This is a genomic window from Brachybacterium sp. (genome assembly GCF_036379615.1).
Lineage (GTDB): Bacteria > Actinomycetota > Actinomycetes > Actinomycetales > Dermabacteraceae > Brachybacterium.
The window spans coordinates 1-16,812 of the sequence record NZ_DASVGJ010000061.1; the positions used below are offsets into that span (position 1 = coordinate 1).

The 16,812-nt window shown below is 71.7% G+C and carries 13 protein-coding genes; 10 read left to right on the forward strand and 3 right to left on the reverse strand.

The annotated features are described in order from the left end of the window. The 3 genes from VF289_RS12270 to glgX all read right to left on the reverse strand — a co-directional run. Positions 1-329 (reverse strand): GlgB N-terminal domain-containing protein (locus tag VF289_RS12270; RefSeq protein ID WP_414644480.1); only part of this gene is annotated, 329 nt, incomplete at its 3' end. A gap of 3 nt (positions 330-332) precedes the next feature. Further along, on the reverse strand, positions 333-2,360 hold the full coding sequence (locus VF289_RS12275; protein WP_330884178.1) for an alpha-1,4-glucan--maltose-1-phosphate maltosyltransferase: 2,028 nt from the start codon (positions 2,358-2,360) through the stop codon (positions 333-335). Between the two features lie 63 nt (positions 2,361-2,423). Beyond that, positions 2,424-4,676, reverse strand: coding sequence for a glycogen debranching protein GlgX (gene glgX, locus VF289_RS12280; RefSeq protein ID WP_330884179.1), 2,253 nt, complete (start codon positions 4,674-4,676; stop codon positions 2,424-2,426). Between the two features lie 258 nt (positions 4,677-4,934). Here glgX and VF289_RS12285 point away from each other — a divergent pair, with 258 nt between their 5' ends. The 10 genes from VF289_RS12285 (at position 4,935) to VF289_RS12330 (ending at position 16,795) form a co-directional block, all read left to right on the forward strand. After that, the gene (locus tag VF289_RS12285; RefSeq protein WP_330884180.1) at positions 4,935-6,083 is read left to right on the forward strand and encodes a MoxR family ATPase; all 1,149 of its coding nucleotides are present in this window, start codon (positions 4,935-4,937) and stop codon (positions 6,081-6,083) included. A gap of 41 nt (positions 6,084-6,124) precedes the next feature. After that, positions 6,125-7,021 carry a DUF58 domain-containing protein gene (locus tag VF289_RS12290; protein ID WP_330884181.1) on the forward strand — a complete coding sequence of 299 codons (897 nt, stop codon included), beginning with the start codon at positions 6,125-6,127 and terminating at the stop codon, positions 7,019-7,021. Further along, a complete protein-coding gene (locus VF289_RS12295; RefSeq protein ID WP_330884182.1) occupies positions 7,008-7,538 on the forward strand; it encodes a hypothetical protein in 531 nt (176 codons plus the stop codon). The genes VF289_RS12290 and VF289_RS12295 overlap by 14 nt, the downstream gene beginning before the upstream one ends. Beyond that, entirely contained in the window at positions 7,529-8,551 is a 1,023-nt protein-coding gene (locus VF289_RS12300; RefSeq protein WP_330884183.1) for a hypothetical protein, read from the forward strand. The genes VF289_RS12295 and VF289_RS12300 overlap by 10 nt, the downstream gene beginning before the upstream one ends. Next, the gene (locus VF289_RS12305; protein ID WP_330884184.1) at positions 8,551-9,546 is read left to right on the forward strand and encodes a vWA domain-containing protein; all 996 of its coding nucleotides are present in this window, start codon (positions 8,551-8,553) and stop codon (positions 9,544-9,546) included. Before VF289_RS12300 ends, VF289_RS12305 begins: the two co-directional genes overlap by 1 nt. Next, positions 9,543-10,502 (forward strand): hypothetical protein, encoded by a 960-nt coding sequence (locus VF289_RS12310; protein ID WP_330884185.1) that lies wholly within the window; start codon positions 9,543-9,545, stop codon positions 10,500-10,502. Before VF289_RS12305 ends, VF289_RS12310 begins: the two co-directional genes overlap by 4 nt. Next, positions 10,496-11,713, forward strand: coding sequence for a cysteine desulfurase family protein (locus VF289_RS12315; protein ID WP_330884186.1), 1,218 nt, complete (start codon positions 10,496-10,498; stop codon positions 11,711-11,713). Before VF289_RS12310 ends, VF289_RS12315 begins: the two co-directional genes overlap by 7 nt. Positions 11,714-11,836: 123 nt before the next feature. Further along, on the forward strand, positions 11,837-12,934 hold the full coding sequence (gene mnmA, locus VF289_RS12320; RefSeq protein ID WP_330884187.1) for a tRNA 2-thiouridine(34) synthase MnmA: 1,098 nt from the start codon (positions 11,837-11,839) through the stop codon (positions 12,932-12,934). Next, the gene (locus VF289_RS12325; RefSeq protein WP_330884188.1) at positions 12,931-14,055 is read left to right on the forward strand and encodes a hypothetical protein; all 1,125 of its coding nucleotides are present in this window, start codon (positions 12,931-12,933) and stop codon (positions 14,053-14,055) included. Before mnmA ends, VF289_RS12325 begins: the two co-directional genes overlap by 4 nt. A gap of 265 nt (positions 14,056-14,320) precedes the next feature. Continuing rightward, positions 14,321-16,795 carry an NAD-dependent DNA ligase LigA gene (locus VF289_RS12330; RefSeq protein ID WP_414644491.1) on the forward strand — a complete coding sequence of 825 codons (2,475 nt, stop codon included), beginning with the start codon at positions 14,321-14,323 and terminating at the stop codon, positions 16,793-16,795. The last annotated feature ends 17 nt before the right edge of the window (positions 16,796-16,812 follow it).

Below are 16,812 nucleotides of genomic sequence, written 5' to 3' on the forward strand. Positions count from 1 at the left end.
TGCTCCATGGTGTGGACGCCGCCGTCGGGCAGCACCACCGCGACCTCCTGGGCGAGCGGCTTGAGGGTGCGCACGGTGACGCGACCCTCGTACTCGTGGGCACCGAGCACGGAGTGCGGCTCGTGGTAGCTGCCGGTCGCGGTCGCCCCGAGCTCGTGCTCGCCCAGCGGCATCACGGTCGCGCGCACGGCAGGGGAGCCGCCGACGGGACCGCCGACGGCGGGGGAGCCGGCGGGGGCGCCATCGGGAGCATTCGGCACACCGGCGGCACCGGTGGCGGCGGGAGCGGAGGGGCGGGAGGCCCGGGAACGGTCGGGAATCTCGGTCATGTCTCAGGTCTCCTCGGGGTGGACGATCCGCAGGACGTGCGCGGGCCGGTCGGCCGCGCTCAGGATCACGTGGGGCTCGCGGCCCCAGTGGAACCGCTCACCCGTGAGCAGGTCCTCGACCTCGAAGGACTCGCCGACCCCGAGCGCGTCGAGGTCCAGACGCACGGAGGTGCGGGCGTCGCGATCGTGAGCGGTCAGCGAGACCACCAGCACGGTGTCCGGGGAGCCGGTGCCCGTGGCGGCCGCGTCGAGGTGCTTGGAGAACACCAGCACCTGCTCGTCCGCGGCCTCGTGGAAGCGGATCGTGGTGAGGGTCTGCAGGGCGGGATGCTCGCGGCGGATCCGGTTCAGCCTCGCCAGCAGCGGCTCGAGGCTCTCCCCGCGTGCCAGCGCCCCGGCGTGGTCGCGGGGCTTGAACTCGTACTTCTCGTTGTCGATCTGCTCCTGGGCGCCGGGCCGGGGGACGTCCTCGACCAGCTCGTAGCCGCTGTAGATGCCCCAGGTGGGCACCAGTGTCGCGGCGAGGATCGCCCGCAGCACGAAGGCCCTGCGCCCGCCCGAGCTCATGTAGGGGGTGAGGATGTCGTGGGTGGTGGGCCAGAAGCTCGGCCGCATGTACGGCGCGGAGACCACCAGCTCCTCGAGGTACTCCCGCAGCTCCTCCGCGCTCTCGCGCCAGGTGAAGTAGGTGTAGGACTGGTGGTAGCCGACCTTGCCCAGGGTGTGCATCATCGTCGGGCGCGTGAACGCCTCGGCCAGGAAGATCACCTCGGGGTGCTTCGCATCGAACTCCGCCAGCAGCTCCTCCCAGAAGCGCACCGGCTTGGTGTGCGGGTTGTCCACGCGGAAGAGCGTCACCCCGTGCGCGACCCAGTGCTCGAGCATGTCCCGGATCGCGGCGTACAGGCCCTCGTAGTCGGTGTCGAAGCTCAGGGGATAGATGTCCTGGTACTTCTTCGGCGGGTTCTCGGCGTAGGCGATGGTGCCGTCGGCCCGCACCGTGAACCACTCGGGGTGCTCGCTCACCCACGGATGGTCGGGGGAGCACTGCAGGGCGATGTCCATGGCGACCTCGAGGTCGAGCTCCTTCGCCCGGGCGACGAAGGCGTCGAAGTCCTCGAGGGTGCCGAGCTCGGGGTGGATCGCGTCGTGGCCGCCCTCGGGGGAACCGATCGCGTAGGGGGATCCCGGATCGCCGGGCTGAGGGTCCAGGGTGTTGTTGCGACCCTTGCGGAACGTCGTGCCGATCGGATGGATCGGAGTGAGGTAGGCGACGTCGAAGCCCATCGCGGCGATCCGGTCCAGGGAGCGGGCGGCGGTGCGCAGGGTGCCGGAGGTCCAGCCGTGCTCGGGATCGAAGTGCGCCCCTTCGGAGCGGGGGAAGAACTCGTACCAGGAGCCGTACAGCGCCCGAGGCCGCTGGACGATCAGCGGATAGGGACCGGCGACGGTGACCCCCTCGCGCAGCGGACGCTCGGCGAGGATGCCGCGCAGGTCGGCGGCCAGAGCGGGCGCGACCCGCGAGGAGGCGGGCAGTCCGGGGGAGCGCAGGCTCTCGAGAGCGGCGCGCACCACCGGGCCGTCGGCCGCCGAGCGGGTCCCGGCCTCGATCTCGGCCAGCACCTGCGTGAGCACGACGGCGCCCTCGGCGCACACCAGGTCCGGGTCGATCCCGGCGGGGATCTTCACCTCGGCGGTGTGGGCCCAGCTCTCGTAGGGCGCCGAATAGGCCTCGATCCGGAAGGACCAGTGCCCGGTGCTCCCGGGGCGGATGGTGGTCTCCCACAGATCCAATCCGGGGTTGGTCGAGCGCAGCGCCTGCCGCTTCTCCTGCCCGTCGGGGGAGACCAGCACCAGCTGGACCCCCATCGCGTCGTGCCCCTCACGGAAGGCGTTGGCGCTGACCGTCACGGTCTCGCCCTCGACGCAGCGGGCGGGGAACCGCCCGCCGTCGACCACCGGCTGCACCCCCATGATCGGGATCCGACCGATGCCGGCTCCCAGTCCCGTGAGGTCTGTGGTCTCGGACATGGGCCCTCCTGCCTGAGCACTCGTCCTGGACGAGCAGCTCTGCGACGGTCGCGGTGACGGTCCTCACGATAGCCGCTCGGGAGCACCTCCTGCGGCGTCGGCCGCGATCCCGAGGACGACCACGGCTCCGGGCTCGATCCGGACCGTGCGGTCGGCCACCGGGGCGATGACGAGCGACCCGGGGGACTCCGCGGCGGTGTCCAGCAGCACCCGGGCGGCGCCCTGCGGCCAGGGCGCCTCGGGGAGCGGGAACTGCACCGCGGCGGCCTCGGAGGAGAGGATCACGAGCAGGTGCTCGGCGCCCTCACGGCCGCGGACCGCGGGACGCAGCATCGCGAGCAGATGCTGCGTGGGATCCATCCAGTCCTCATGCGTCATCGGCCGGCCGTCGCCGCGGAACCAGGCGACCTGACCGGCGTCCAGCGCAGCGGGCTCCGCAGGGCGCAGGAAGTGCGGCGAGCGCAGCTGGGGGTGCTCGCCCCGCAGCCGGAGCAGCCGAGAGGTGGTCTCGCGCAGGTCGTCGGCCCGCGCGCTGCGGGTCCACTCCACCCAGGAGATCTCGTTGTCCTGGCAGTAGGCGTTGTTGTTGCCCTGCTGGGTGCGTCCGCGCTCGTCTCCGGCGGTGAGCATCGGGGTGCCGGAGGCCAGCAGCAGCGTGGCGAGCATGCTGCGTGCGGTGCGGCGACGCGCCGCCTCGATCTCCCGTGCGCCGGCGACGCCCTCGCCGCCGTCCGGGAGCTCGCCCTCGTGACCGTGGTGGTAGGAGCGGTTGTCCGAGGTGCCGTCCCGGTTGTCCTCGCCGTTGGCGTCGTTGCGCTTGGTCTCGTAGACGGTGAGATCCCGCAGGGTGAAGCCGTCATGGGCGGTGACATAGTTGATCGAGGCCCAGGGCGAGCGCAGGCTGCGTCCCGGCGGCAGCTCGAGCGGGTCGCGAGCCGTGAACAGGTCGCTCGATCCGGCCAGCCGGGTCGCGAGGTCGCGGACTCCTCCCAGGGCGCTGTTCCCGGAGCGCTCGCGCATCGCCCGGTCCGAGAGCCAGAAGGCGCGCACGTCGTCGCGGAAGGCGTCGTTCCACTCCGCGAAGGGCACGGGGAAGCCTCCCGTCTGCCAGCCGCCGGTGCCCACGTCCCAGGGCTCCGCGATCAGCTTGACCCCGCGCAGGACGGGGTCGGTGGCGATCGCCCGCAGCAGCGGATGGTCGGGGCGGAAGCCGCTGTCGTCACGGCCCAGCGTCGCCGCCAGATCGAAGCGGAAGCCGTCCACGTGCATCTCCTGCACCCAGTAGCGCAGGGAGGCCAGGATCAGGTCCATCACGTGCACCGAGCGCGGGTCCAGGGTGCCGCCGGTCCCGGTGACGTCGAAGAACCGACCGTGGTCGCTCCAGTAGTACTCGAGGTTGTCCAGTCCGCGCAGCGAGAGGGAGGGTCCGTCGGCGCCCCCTTCGGCGGTGTGGTTGTAGACCACGTCGAGGATGACCTCGAATCCTGCGGCATGGAGGGTGCGCACCATGGTCCGGACCTCGTCGACCACCGCCTGCGCCCCGGCGTTCTGCGCCGCAGCGGTGGCGAGGGAGGGGTCCGGGGCGAAGTACGACATCGTCGAGTAGCCCCAGTAGTTCGTCAGCCCCAGCCGGGTCAGGTGCGCCTCGTCCATCGCCGCATGGATCGGCAGCAGCTCGACGCTGGTCACCCCCAGGCTGCGCAGGTATCCGGTCACCGCCGGATGGCCGAGGCCGGCGTAGGTGCCGCGCTGCTCGGGCGGCAGATCGGGATGCAGCTCGGTGAAGCCCTTCACGTGCATCTCGTAGAGCACGGTGGAGTCCCAGTCGACCTTCGGCCGCAGATCGTCCTGCCAGTCGAAGGTGTCGGTGACCACGACCGACCAGACCGCGTCGTCGCCGTTGTCGACCTCGTCGCGCCGCGACCCGTCCCCGACGCGGTCGAGCATCGCATCGACCTCGAAGGGGAAGAAGGAGCTCAGCAGCGGTGAGGAGTGCGAGACGCCGCGCCCCCAGGGATCCAGCAGCAGCTTGTACGGGGAGCACAGCATCCCGCCCGCCGGATCCCACGGACCGTCCACCCGCAGCCCGTACCGGGTCCCGGGGGTCATCCCGGTCACGTGGCCCCAGCGCAGTCCTCCGTCGAAGTGGCGCAGGCGCTGACGATGCTCGGTGGTGCCCCGGCGGATGCACAGGTCCACCGTGCCGGCGCGGGGCGCGGCGACCGCGAAGGTGCCCCGGCCCAGATCATCGACCACGAGGCCGGGAGAGGTGGGGGCGACGGGAGGAGTCGCACGATCGTCACGGTCTGCTGGCACCCGCGCATTCTCGCACCGCGCCGTGGCTGAATGGCCCTCGGGGTGACCGGTGCCGCTAGGATCATCGCGGTGGTCCTCGATCCGTCGCCGACGGGGCGAGGTCGCCCGCACGACAGATCCGCCCTGCGGATCCGCACGGCCACGGCCGGTCCGGCCTCGGGTCGCCTCGGGGGAGGGTCGCCGGCCGCGGGTCGCGGAGCGGGAGCACCAGCAGCACCAGCCGCACGAGTTGAACGCACGACGGGGGAACCGCAGCGCATGAGCAACCCACCCAGCCAGCATCCCGGAGACCCGGGACGCCCTGCAGCCCCGCCTGCCGTGCCGCCTGCGGCCTCGGGACCGTCGGCCACCTCTGCGCCGGGCCCCGGGCGCTCCGGAGGCGGGGCCTCGCGCCGCCCGGGGGACTTCGCCCCCGCGAGCGCCGCGGTCGCGCCCGGCGACCTCGAGCGCAGCGGCGCGATCATCCGGACCATCACCGGGGTCTTCCAGTCCCGGGTGGTGGGACAGGAGAACCTGCGCATGACCCTGGTCGCCGCGCTCGCCGCCGGTGGCCACGTGCTGCTGGAATCGGTGCCGGGACTGGCCAAGACCACCGCCGCGAGCGCCCTGGCCTCCTCGATCACGGGCTCCTTCGCGCGTATCCAGTGCACGCCGGACCTGATGCCCAACGACATCATCGGCACCCAGATCTTCAACTACGGCTCGGGCACCTTCACCACGCAGCTCGGTCCCGTGCACGCGAACGTGGTGCTGCTGGACGAGATCAACCGCTCGAGCGCGAAGACGCAGTCCGCGATGCTCGAGGCGATGCAGGAGCGGCAGACCTCCATCGGCGGCGAGGTGTACAAGCTGCCCGAACCGTTCATGGTCCTCGCCACCCAGAACCCGATCGAGGAGGAGGGCACGTACGTCCTCCCCGAGGCGCAGATGGATCGCTTCCTGATGAAGGAGATCCTCACCTACCCGCGCCCCGCCGAGGAGCACGAGATCCTCGACCGCTCCACCGCCGGCAGCCTCACCGGGCCGCGCGAGGCCGTGGGCACCGTGACCCTCGAGGACGTGCGCTTCCTCCAGGCGATGGTCGACCAGGTGTACGTGGACCCTGCCGTCAAGCGCTACATCATCGACCTGATCTTCACCACCCGCGGCTCCGGACCGCGCCCGGTCCCGAACCTCACCCAGTCCGTGCGCGTGGGAGCGAGCCCCCGCGGCTCGCTCGCCCTGATGCGCGTCGCACAGGCCCACGCCCTCCTGGGCGGCCGGGACTATGTCACCCCCGATGATGTGCGGGCCATGCGGTACGGAGTGCTGCGTCATCGCCTGGTGCTCACCTTCGACGCCCTGGCCAGCGGCATCAAGCCCGAGCAGATCATCGACGCGGTGTTCCACGCCGTGCCGATGCCCTGAGAGACCCACTGGACGAGACGGACGGAGCGCGACACCACCTCATGGCGACCTCGCTGCTGACCCGGGTCAAGGCCCGAGTCGACCTGCATACCTCGAACCGGGCGCGCGGCCTGATCCAGGGCCGCGGCCGCTCGCTGTTCAAGGGCAGCGGGGAGGACTTCGACGACCTGAAGTACTACCAGCCCGGTGACAAGATCTCCGACATCGACTGGAAGGCCACCGCCCGCTCCGGCGAACCGCTGATCCGGCAGTTCAACGAGGAGCGGGTGCGGCACCTCTCGATCGTCGCGGACACCTCCGCGGCAATGGCCGCCACCGCCGGCGACGGAAGCTCCAAGCGCGATGCCGCGATCCTCGCCGCCGGCATGATCTGCTTCCTCGCGCAGAAGAACGGCGACCTGGTGGGCCTGGTCGCAGGCGACGAGAGCCGGCCGATCCAGCTGCCCTCGCGCTCGAGCGACGGGCATCTCGAGCTGCTGCTGCGCACCGTGCAGCAGTCGACCACCACGGCGGCCGGTGCGGCCAGCAGCTCCTGGCTGCTGGAGCGCGCCTTCCGGGTCACCACCCGTCCCACCCTGATGACGATCATCACCGACGAGGCCCATCCGAGCGTCGAGGACTTCACGCTGCTGCGCCGGCTGACCACCCGCCACGACCTGCTGGTGATCCGGATCGCCGATGCCGATCCGCTGCAGGGCGCAGCGCTCGAGAACGACGTCGTGGACGTCGACGCCCCCCGCGAGATCGGCTCGATGGCACGCACCTCGAAGCGGGTCGCGCACGACGTCGCCGCCTACCGCGAGGCACGCCGGGAGGGCATCTCCGACATGCTGGATCGCCTGCACGTCAGCCACATGCTCACCCAGGGGGAGACCACCGTCGTGGACGACATGATCGCCCTGCTGCGGGCGAGGGAGTACCGCAATGCCCGTGCCTGACCGGCTCACCGGAGCCCTGCTCGGCAGGGCCGGCGGCGCGCTGAGCGCCGATCCCGCGCCGCCCGAGATCATCGCTCCGCCCCAGTACTCGATCGCCTGGGTGATCCTCGCGGTGCTGTGCGTGCTGGTGATCCTCGCGCTCGTGGTGGGCACCCTGAAGATCACCCGCGCCATCGAGAAGCGGATCGCCTTCCGGCGCCGCCCCAGCGACGTCGAGGCGCTGAAGGCGGAGTTCCTGCGCGCGGTCAACGACATCGCCGATCGCCACGAGGCCGACCAGCTGGGAGCCCGCGAGGGCCACCACGAGCTCACCGGGGTGATGCGACGTTTCGTGCGGCGCACCACGGGGCATGACGTCACCAGCCAGGATCTGGCGACGCTGCTGGCGGATGAGCGGACCCGCGCCGTCGGCGTGCTGATCGGGGACCTCTACGAGCCGGACTTCGCGATGGCCTCGGACCGCGATCTGCGCGAGTCGGTGCGTCGGGCCCGGGAGGTGATCCGCACATGGTCATGATCTTCTGGTGGGTCACCGGTCTGCTGCTGGTGGCGGCGCTCGCGGTCTGGGCGATCACGTTCTGGAACCGGCGGGCCATGCGCCGCTCCCCGGTGCTGGTCGCGAACTCTCAGTACATGGACCGGATCCCGAGCTTCGTGCGGGCCCAGCGGGCGGCCCGCGTGGCGCGGGTCCTGCAGGTGGCGATCGCGGTGCTCGCGGTGATCTCCGCCTCGGTGCTCTCGGGCAGGATCGCCAGCGAGCGCATCGCGACCCCGGAGTTCTCCTCCCGCGACATCGTGCTGTGCCTGGACGTGTCCGGCTCGATGTACGAGTACGACACCGAGATCCTCTCCACCTTCGCCGAGCTGGTCGACACCTTCGAGGGGGAGCGGGTGGCGCTGTCGATCTTCAACTCGACCAGCCGCACCGTGTTCCCGCTGACCAACGACTACGACCTCATCAAGCGCGAGCTCGAGGCCGGCGCCGAGGCGATCGACTTCGACGAGTTCGGGTACCGGCTGGGCTCCCAGGACTACTCCGAGGACAAGGTGCGCCAGTACGTCGAGTTCGTGGAGGGGACCCGCGGCATCGCCGATGAGGCCTCGATCGTGCCCGATGGCCTCGCCTCCTGCGCGCAGGTCTTCGACCAGGCGGAGGAGGACCGTTCGCGGTCGATCATCTTCGCGACCGACAACGAGGTCAACGGCGAGCCGATCTTCACCCTCCAGGAGGCGACCGAGCGGGTGTCCTCGCGAGAGATCGACCTGTACACCTTCTATCCCGGGGCCTACGAGTGCGGGCCCCAGTGCTTCGAGGAGCTCGAGGGCGCCACCGAGGATCAGGACGGTGCGCTGTACGAGTCCTCCGATCCGGACGCGATCCCCTCGATCATCGGGGAGATCCAGAAGACCCAGGCAGAGGTCCTGGGTGCGACGCCGACCGTGCTGAGGACGGACCATCCGGCCGTGGGCTTCGTGCTCACCTTCCTGTCCCTGCTGGGGATCCTGGTGCTGGGCTGGAGGACGCGCTGATGTATCTCGAGCACCTCATGCCCCTGTGGGCCACGATCCCCCTGTTCGGCGCGATGGCGGTGATGTGCATCGTGCTGCTGGTGCGCCGTCCCCGCCAGCGCGTGGCGTGGGGCCGCCGGCTGCTGATGGTCCTGCTGCTGCTGGTGGTCGCGCTGCGACCCGTGACCCCTCTCGAGGGGGAGCAGACGGAGCGGATGAACGCCAATGTGTTCTTCGTGGTGGACCGCACCGGATCGATGAACGCCGAGGACTATGCGGGCGAGCAGCCGCGGCTGGACGGGGTCCGGGCGGACATGGACCGGATCATGGGGATGACCGAGGGCGCCCGCTACTCGATCATCGCCTTCGACTCGACCGCCACCCAGCAGCTGCCGCTCACCACGGACGCCGGTGCCGCGCGCGCCTGGATCGACACCCTGGTCACCGAGCCCACCGCCTACTCCACCGGATCGAACGTGGACCGCGCGCTGACTCCGCTGCTGGTGGAGATCTCCGAGGCCAAGCGCGACGACCCCGACTCCAGCGTGCTGGTCTACTTCCTCTCCGACGGGGAGAACACCGATGAACGGGACTCGGAGTCCTTCAGCCAGGCGGCGGGCTTCGTCGATGGCGGGGGCGTGCTCGGCTACGGCACCGCCGAGGGCGGCCCGATGAAGGCCCAGGGCGGCCCGGACGACGGCGAGTACATCACCGGCCCGGACGGCGGCCAGGGCATCTCGAGCATCGACGAGGAGCAGCTGCAGACCATCGCCGGGGAGCTGGGCGTGCCCTATCTGCATCGCGAGGACCCCGAGGCGGCGATCGAGGGGACCATGGAGGGGATCACGCTGCGGCCGATCCCGACCGAGTCCAGCCGCGGCGTGGCGAGCTTCGAGGACTGGTACTGGGTCGCCGCCATCCCGCTGGCGGCGCTCCTGATCTGGGAGCTGGGAGAGATGACCTACCGCCTGCCGCGCAAGCTCGACCGCTACGACATCTCAGGAGCGCAGAGATGAGCACCCTGGTGACCCAGGACCCCCGCCCCGCGGCCTCGAGCGGGCCCTCCGGTGCCTCCGGCGGCGCAGCCGGCACCGCGCTCGCGCAGGAGGCGAGCGGCAGCCCGAAGGACTTCGGCCTGAACGTGAAGCGGCTGCGACGGACCCGGATCATCATCTTCGTGGTGCTCTCGCCGCTGATCGTGCTGCTGGCGCTGCTGGCGGTGCGCTTCGTCTCGATGCCGATCACGCAGGCGATGCATCTGGGCGCCTACGAGAAGCAGGACTACCCCGCGGCGATCGAGCGCCTGGCACCGGTGGAGCGGCTCAACTGGTTCGAGCCCTACCTGCCGCACCTGTCCAAGGGCACCGCCCTGCTCCAGCAGGGCGAGGACGCCGCTGCCGAGGAGGAGCTGCGCACGGCGATGGAGGAATGGGACGCCCACAGCGATCTGAACTCGCCGCTGCACGCCCAGTGCAAGATCCTCAACAACCTCGCGATCTCCATCGAGCGCCAGGCCGATCTGATCGAGGACCCTCAGGCGCGGGCAGATCGCCTCTTCGAGGCCGAGGATCTGCTGGCCCCCTGCGCGGGCGGCGGAGGCGGCGGCGAGGGGGAGGGCGAAGGCGGCTCCGGCTCCGGCAACGAGGACTCCGAGACCACCGAGGACAACGGCGAGCGGGTCGAGGAGAAGCGCCGGGAGGCCGACGAGGAGGCCGGCAACGACCCCGACGACCGCGGTCAGGAGCAGGGCGGCGGTGACGAGCAGGAAGGCACCCCCGGCCAGCAGGACCCCGGCGACCCCACCCGCGAGGACCCTGAAGGCGACGGTCCCGACGAGGAGGCTCCCACCGACGGGAACTCCGAGGAGGACCAGAAGGACGACGAGCTCGAGCAGCGCAACCGAGATGCCCAGGGCGGTGACGGGGAGGATGAGCCCGGCGGATCCGAGGACGATCCGGTGAAGCCATGGTGAGCGTCGGCGCGGGAGAGCACGCCGGCGGGGCGGACGAGCGGGCCTATCTCGACCACGCCGCGACCACGGTGCTGCGCCCGGCGGCACGGGACGCCTTCCTCGAGGCCTCCGCGGTGCCCGGCAATCCCTCCTCCGTGCACACCTCGGGCCGACGGGCGCGAGGAGTGCTCGACGAGGCCCTCGCACGGATCGCGGAGCTGCTCGGGGTGCCGCGCAGCTGGCTGCTCATGACCTCCGGCGGCACCGAGGCGGACAACCTGGCGCTGCGCGCGGTGCCGCTCGGGCTGCGGGAGAAGGACCCCGTGCGCACGGCGGTCGCGGTGGCCGCGAGCGATCATCCCGCCGTGCTCGCCACCGCCCGGTCCCTGTCCGCACCGGCCGGCACCGCAGGGCTCGAGGTGCGCGAGCTCCCGGTGGACGGTGTCGGTGCGCTGCGCTCGGACGGGATCGCCGAGGCGCTCGGCGGCGGGGACGTGGGAGTGGTCAGCGCCGCCCTGGTCAACAACGAGACCGGCGCCGTGCAGGACATCGCCGCGCTCGCACGGACGGCCCGGGCGCACGGCACCCTGGTGCACACCGACGCGGTCCAGGGGGTGGGCCACGTTGCGCTCCCGAGCTGGGACGACGTGGATCTGATGTCCCTCTCCGGTCACAAGCTCGGCGCCCCGGTGGGGGTGGGGGTGCTGGTGGCACGGCCCGAGATCCCCTTCGCCGCGCTCAGCACCGGCGGCGGCCAGCAGCGCGGAGTGCGCTCGGGCACTCTGGACGCGGCCCAGGCCGCAGCCTTCTGCGCGGCGCTCGAGGAGGTGCTCGCCGAGCGCGAGCAGGAGTCCGCGCGACTGCGGGCCCTGGCCTCGCGGCTCCGTCACGGACTGCGGGAGATCGATCCGCAGGTCCGCTTCACGCTCCCGGCGGATGCCGCGCAGTCCGGGCACATCGTGCACGCCGTGTTCCCCGGTGCGGACTCCGACGCGCTGCTCTTCCTGCTCGATGAGCGCGGGGTGGACTCCTCGGCAGGGTCGGCCTGCTCCGCGGGAGTGACCCAGGCCAGCTCCGTGCTGGCCGCGATGGGAGTGAGCGATCGCGCATCGCGCGGAGCGCTGCGCCTCTCGCTGGGCTGGACCAGCACGGCCCGCGACGTCGAGATCCTGCTGGCGGCGCTGCCCGAATCCTTGGCCAGGGCCCGCGCCGTGGGCGCGCTGTCACTCTGAGAGATCGCCCGTCGCCGCCCGCACGGGGCGCATCTCACGTTCACCGGACACCCGTCCCGGGCGCACGCCTCCGTACACTCGATGCGCAGGAACTGTGAAGATCAGCGGGGAAGGCGGCAGGGCATGAAGGTGCTGGCAGCGATGAGCGGCGGAGTGGATTCCGCCGTCGCCGCGGCGCGCGCCGCCGAGGCCGGCCACGAGGTGGTCGGCGTGCACATGGCGCTGTCGAAGAACCGGGACCAGACTCGCACCGGCTCCCGCGGCTGCTGCACCGTCGAGGACGCCTCCGATGCCCGACGCGCCGCCGAGAAGATCGGCATCCCGTACTACGTCTGGGACCTCTCGGACGACTTCCATGACCTGGTGGTCGAGGACTTCCTGTCCGAGTACGCGGCCGGCCGCACCCCGAACCCCTGCGTGCGCTGCAACGAACGGATCAAGTTCGCCGCGCTCCTGGAGCGCGCGACGCTGCTCGGCTTCGACGCCGTGTGCACCGGGCACTACGCCTCGATCCGCGCCGACGGACCGCAGGGGACGCCGTCGCTGCACCGCTCGCGCAACATGGACAAGGACCAGTCCTACGTGCTCGCGGTGATGGGCCCCGAGGCCGTGGGCCGGTCCCTGTTCCCGCTCGGGGAGTACGCGACCAAGGACGAGGTGCGTGCCGAGGCGCGCACCCGCGGCCTCGGCGTCTCCACCAAGCCCGACAGCTACGACATCTGCTTCGTCGCCGACGGCGACACCCGTGGCTTCCTCGAGCGGAACCTCGGCGAATCGCCCGGGGAGGTCGTGGACGAGACCGGGGAGGTCCTGGGAACGCACCGCGGCACCCACGGCTTCACCATCGGCCAGCGCAGGGGACTGGGCATCCAGCAGCCCGCACCCGACGGTGCTCCCCGCTATGTGGTCGACATCGATCCGACCTCCCGCCAGGTGGTGATCGGCGCCGCCGAGCTGCTGTCCACCCGGGAGCTGGTCGCCACGGACGTGATCTCCTTCGAACCGCTCGAGGTGGGCAGGGAGGTCCACGCCCAGATCCGTGCCCATGGCGAGGCGACCCCGGCGCGGATCCTCGAGGCCCCCGCCACGGACGGCACCGACGGGTCCGTCCTGCGCGTGGAGCTGAGCACACCCATCCGCGGCGTCGCCCCCGGCCAGACTCTCGTCCTCTATGACGCCGACCGGGTCCTCGCCGCCGCCACCCTGGAGAGACGCGCATGAAGCCACTGGTCACCCTCACCGGCGACGGCACCTTCCGGGCGCCCACTCCGGAGGAGTCGCTCCGCCTCGAACTTCCGGCGGACCCCCACCTCGCCGCGCTGATGCGACTGCGGGCGCTGCTGGGCGATGACCTCGAGGAGCAGATCACCACGCGCATGTACCTGCCCTCGGCCCTGGGACTGGACGACACCGATCACCTCCTCCCGGCGACCCTCGCCCTGCTCGCCGACACCACCGGTGACCTGGTCAGCTACGGCTGGCGCCTCGGCACCGGCACCGGACAGGCCTGGCGGCACGCCCGCGAGCTGCGGGAGCGGATGCTCGACGCCGCTCGGATCGCGCTGCTGGGCTACGAGGGACCGCTGATGACCACCGCGCTGGGTCCCGCGACCCTGTCCGCAGCGACCTTCCTGCAGTCGGGGGAGCGCACACTCGGTGATCCCGGCGCGGTGCGGGATCTGCCGATGCTGCTGGCGGAGGGTCTGGTCGAGCATCTCGGGATCCTCGCCGAACGGGTTCCGGGCGCCGAGCAGCACGTGCTGCTGCGGGAGGACGCGCTGGCGGCGGTCCACGAGGGCCGGATCCCCACCCCGTCGGGCCGTCGGCTCTACGACCCCGTCCCGGCCCCCGAGGTGGGGATGCTGTGGCGCATCCTGATGGTCGCTCTCGAGGAGTTCGGCCTCGGCCCGGACCAGGTCACCGTCGGCGTCGGCGCAGATCTGCGACTGCTCCGCGCCGCCCGCGATGCCGGGATCCGGCGGCTGGCGATCGCCCCGCGGCGGCTGCCTCCGCTGACCACCGAGACCGGTCGCGCGCTCTGGGAGGGCATCGCCGAGGCCTGCGACGACGGCGCCGTGCTCGAGGTGGTGGTCGATCCCCGCCCTGGCGGGAACCTCGGCCCCGAGCTCGAGATGATGCTGGAGACCTGGCGGCGGCTGGGCCACTCCGATGCCGATGCCGCGGGCGTCGCCGCCATCGCGCACACCGGGGCTTCCCACGCTGTCCACTCCGGTCGCATCGACCCCTCCACGCAGCCGGAGACCTCCACCCTGCTCGACGAGTCGGCGCTCGAGGCGCTGCTGCGCCAGGCGCCGGCGTGGGCGGAGCGCCTCGTCCGCTGAGGTCTCTCCCACCCCGCGGGGACGGGCGCTCGTCGGCCCCGTGCGTCACAATGTTCCGGTGACCACGAACGAGCAGGGACCCCGCGCCACCGACGACTCCGCCGCGTCGACCGATACCGCAGCTCCGGCTGACTCCGACGCGCCGACCGATACCGCCGCCGAGGGTCCTGCCGGCTCCGACAGCTCCGCTCAGCAGCGCATCGCCGAGCTCACCGCCCGGATCGAGCAGGCGCGCGTCGACTACTACGAGCACGACGCTCCCACCATGGCCGATGCCGAGTATGACGAGCTGGAGCAGGAGCTGCGCGGACTCGAGCAGGCCAATCCCCAGCTGGCGGCTGAGGACTCGCCCACCCGCACCGTGGGCGGCGCGCTCGCGGCGGGGCTGCCCACGATCGACCATGCCGAGCGGATGCAGAGCCTGGACAACGTCTTCTCCCTCGAGGAGCTGCGGGAGTGGTGCGCACACGCCGCTGCAGAGCTCGGCGGTCGGACGCGATTCCTCACCGAGCTGAAGATCGACGGGCTCGCGATCAATCTCCGCTACGAGGACGGCGAGCTGGTCACCGCCGCGACCCGCGGCGACGGCCGCACCGGCGAGGACGTCACCGTCAACGCCCTGCGCATCGAGGGGATCCCGCAGCGCCTGGAGGGCGAGGGGCACCCGCCGCTGGTGGAGGTGCGCGGCGAGGTGTTCATGCCGACCGACGACTTCGCACGGCTGAACGAGCTGCAGGTCGAGCTGCGAGAGCGCGCCGTCGCCGAGGCCCGCACCCGCTGGGAGTCGCGGGCCGCGAGCGGCAGGCGTCCCTTCGACGAGGAGCGCGAGCAGCTCGCCGCCATACGGCGCTTCCCCACCTTCGCCAACCCCCGCAACACGGCCGCCGGCGGTCTGCGCCAGCAGCTCGAGAAGAAGGAGGGCCTGGAGCGTGAGGCCGGCGAGGCGCGCCTGGCCTCCCTGCGCCTGACCGTCCACGGGCTCGGCGCCTGGCCGGACCCGCCGGTCGGCTCGCAGAGCGAGATGTACGAGCTGCTGAAGTCCTGGGGCCTGCCCACCAGCGCGCACCTCGGCGTGTCCGACACCGTCGATCAGGTCGCCGCCTACGTCGAGCACCATGGCGGGCACCGTCACGACCTCGAGCACGAGATCGACGGGATCGTCGTCAAGGTCGACTCCTTCGCGCAGCAGCGGGCGCTGGGCTCCACCTCCCGCGCCCCGCGCTGGGCGACCGCGGTGAAGTTCCCGCCCGAGGAGGTGACGACCAAGCTGCTGGACATCCAGGTGCAGGTGGGCCGCACCGGCCGCGTCACCCCCTTCGGGATCATGGAGCCGGTCACGGTCGCGGGCTCCACCGTGGAGAAGGCGACGCTGCACAACCAGTTCGACGTCGAGCGCAAGGGCGTGCTGATCGGTGACACGATCGTGCTGCGCAAGGCCGGGGACGTGATCCCCGAGATCCTCGGCCCGGTCGAGTCGCTGCGCGACGGCACCGAGCGCCCCTTCGTCATGCCCGCCGAGTGCCCCGCCTGCGGCACGGAGATCCGCCCCGAGAAGGAGGGGGACAAGGACTGGCGCTGCCCGAACCGTCGCGACTGCCCCGCCCAGGTCACGGGCCGGGTCGAGCATGCCGGTTCCCGCGGCGCCTTCGACATCGAGTCCCTCGGCGAGGAGAGCGCGATCGCGCTGACCGACCCGGACAAGCGCCGTCCCGAGGCCCTCGCGGCGCTGACCGAGGACCATGCGATCTACCTCCCGATCCGCGACATCACGGACACGGAGCTGGACGCTTTCGTGGTCGTGAAGAACGGCGACGTGGTCGAGGGGACCGACGGGGTGCCGCTGCTGCGGATCACCTCGGCGGAGGATCCGCTGCTGCCCGGCGTGCAGCAGCCCGTGATCGACACCGGCGCCGACCTGTTCGACCTCACCGCCGATGCACTCGCCGAGGTGGTCGTGTGGCAGCCGGAACGGCGCGACGGGGTGCCGACGGGCGACTGGCGCGTCCAGCCCGCCTTCTGGACCCGCCCCCAGTTCCGGCATTACAAGCGCCAGAACTCGTGGAAGCAGGTCAAGGAGCCCACGGCGCTGAAGACCACCGAGGAGCTCGTCGCGGAGCTCGAGAAGGCGAAGGCTCAGCCGTTGTGGCGGGTGCTGGTGGCGCTGTCGATCCGGCACGTCGGCCCGGCCGCGGCCCGCTCACTGGCGACGGCCTACGGCACGATGGACGCGATCCGCGAGGCGGGCGTGGAGCAGCTCGCGGAGGCCGACGGCGTCGGACAGATCATCGCCGAGGCCGTGGTGGAGTGGTTCGAGACGGACTGGCACCGCGAGATCGTCGATGGTTGGGCCGCTTCCGGCGTGCGCATGGCCGACGAGGTCGAGGAGGGCTTCGTCAAGACCCTCGAGGGCCTGACCGTCGTGGTCACCGGCGGGCTCGACGGGTTCTCCCGCGACGGTGCCAAGGAGGCGATCATCACCCGTGGCGGCAAGGCCTCGGGCTCCGTCTCGAAGAAGACCGACTTCGTGGTCGTCGGCGAGAACGCCGGCTCCAAGGAGACCAAGGCCCGGGACCTGGGGCTGCGGATCCTCGATGAGGCCGGCTTCGTCGCCCTGCTCGAGGGCGGCGCCGAGGCGGTCGCGATCGAGGACGCGGCGGACGCCGGGGCGCCGGATGCCGAGGAGCCGGGTGCTGAGGCGGGCGCCGAGCAGGGCGAGGGCGAGGGCCAGGACGCGGACTGAGCCGCTGACGAGCGGCT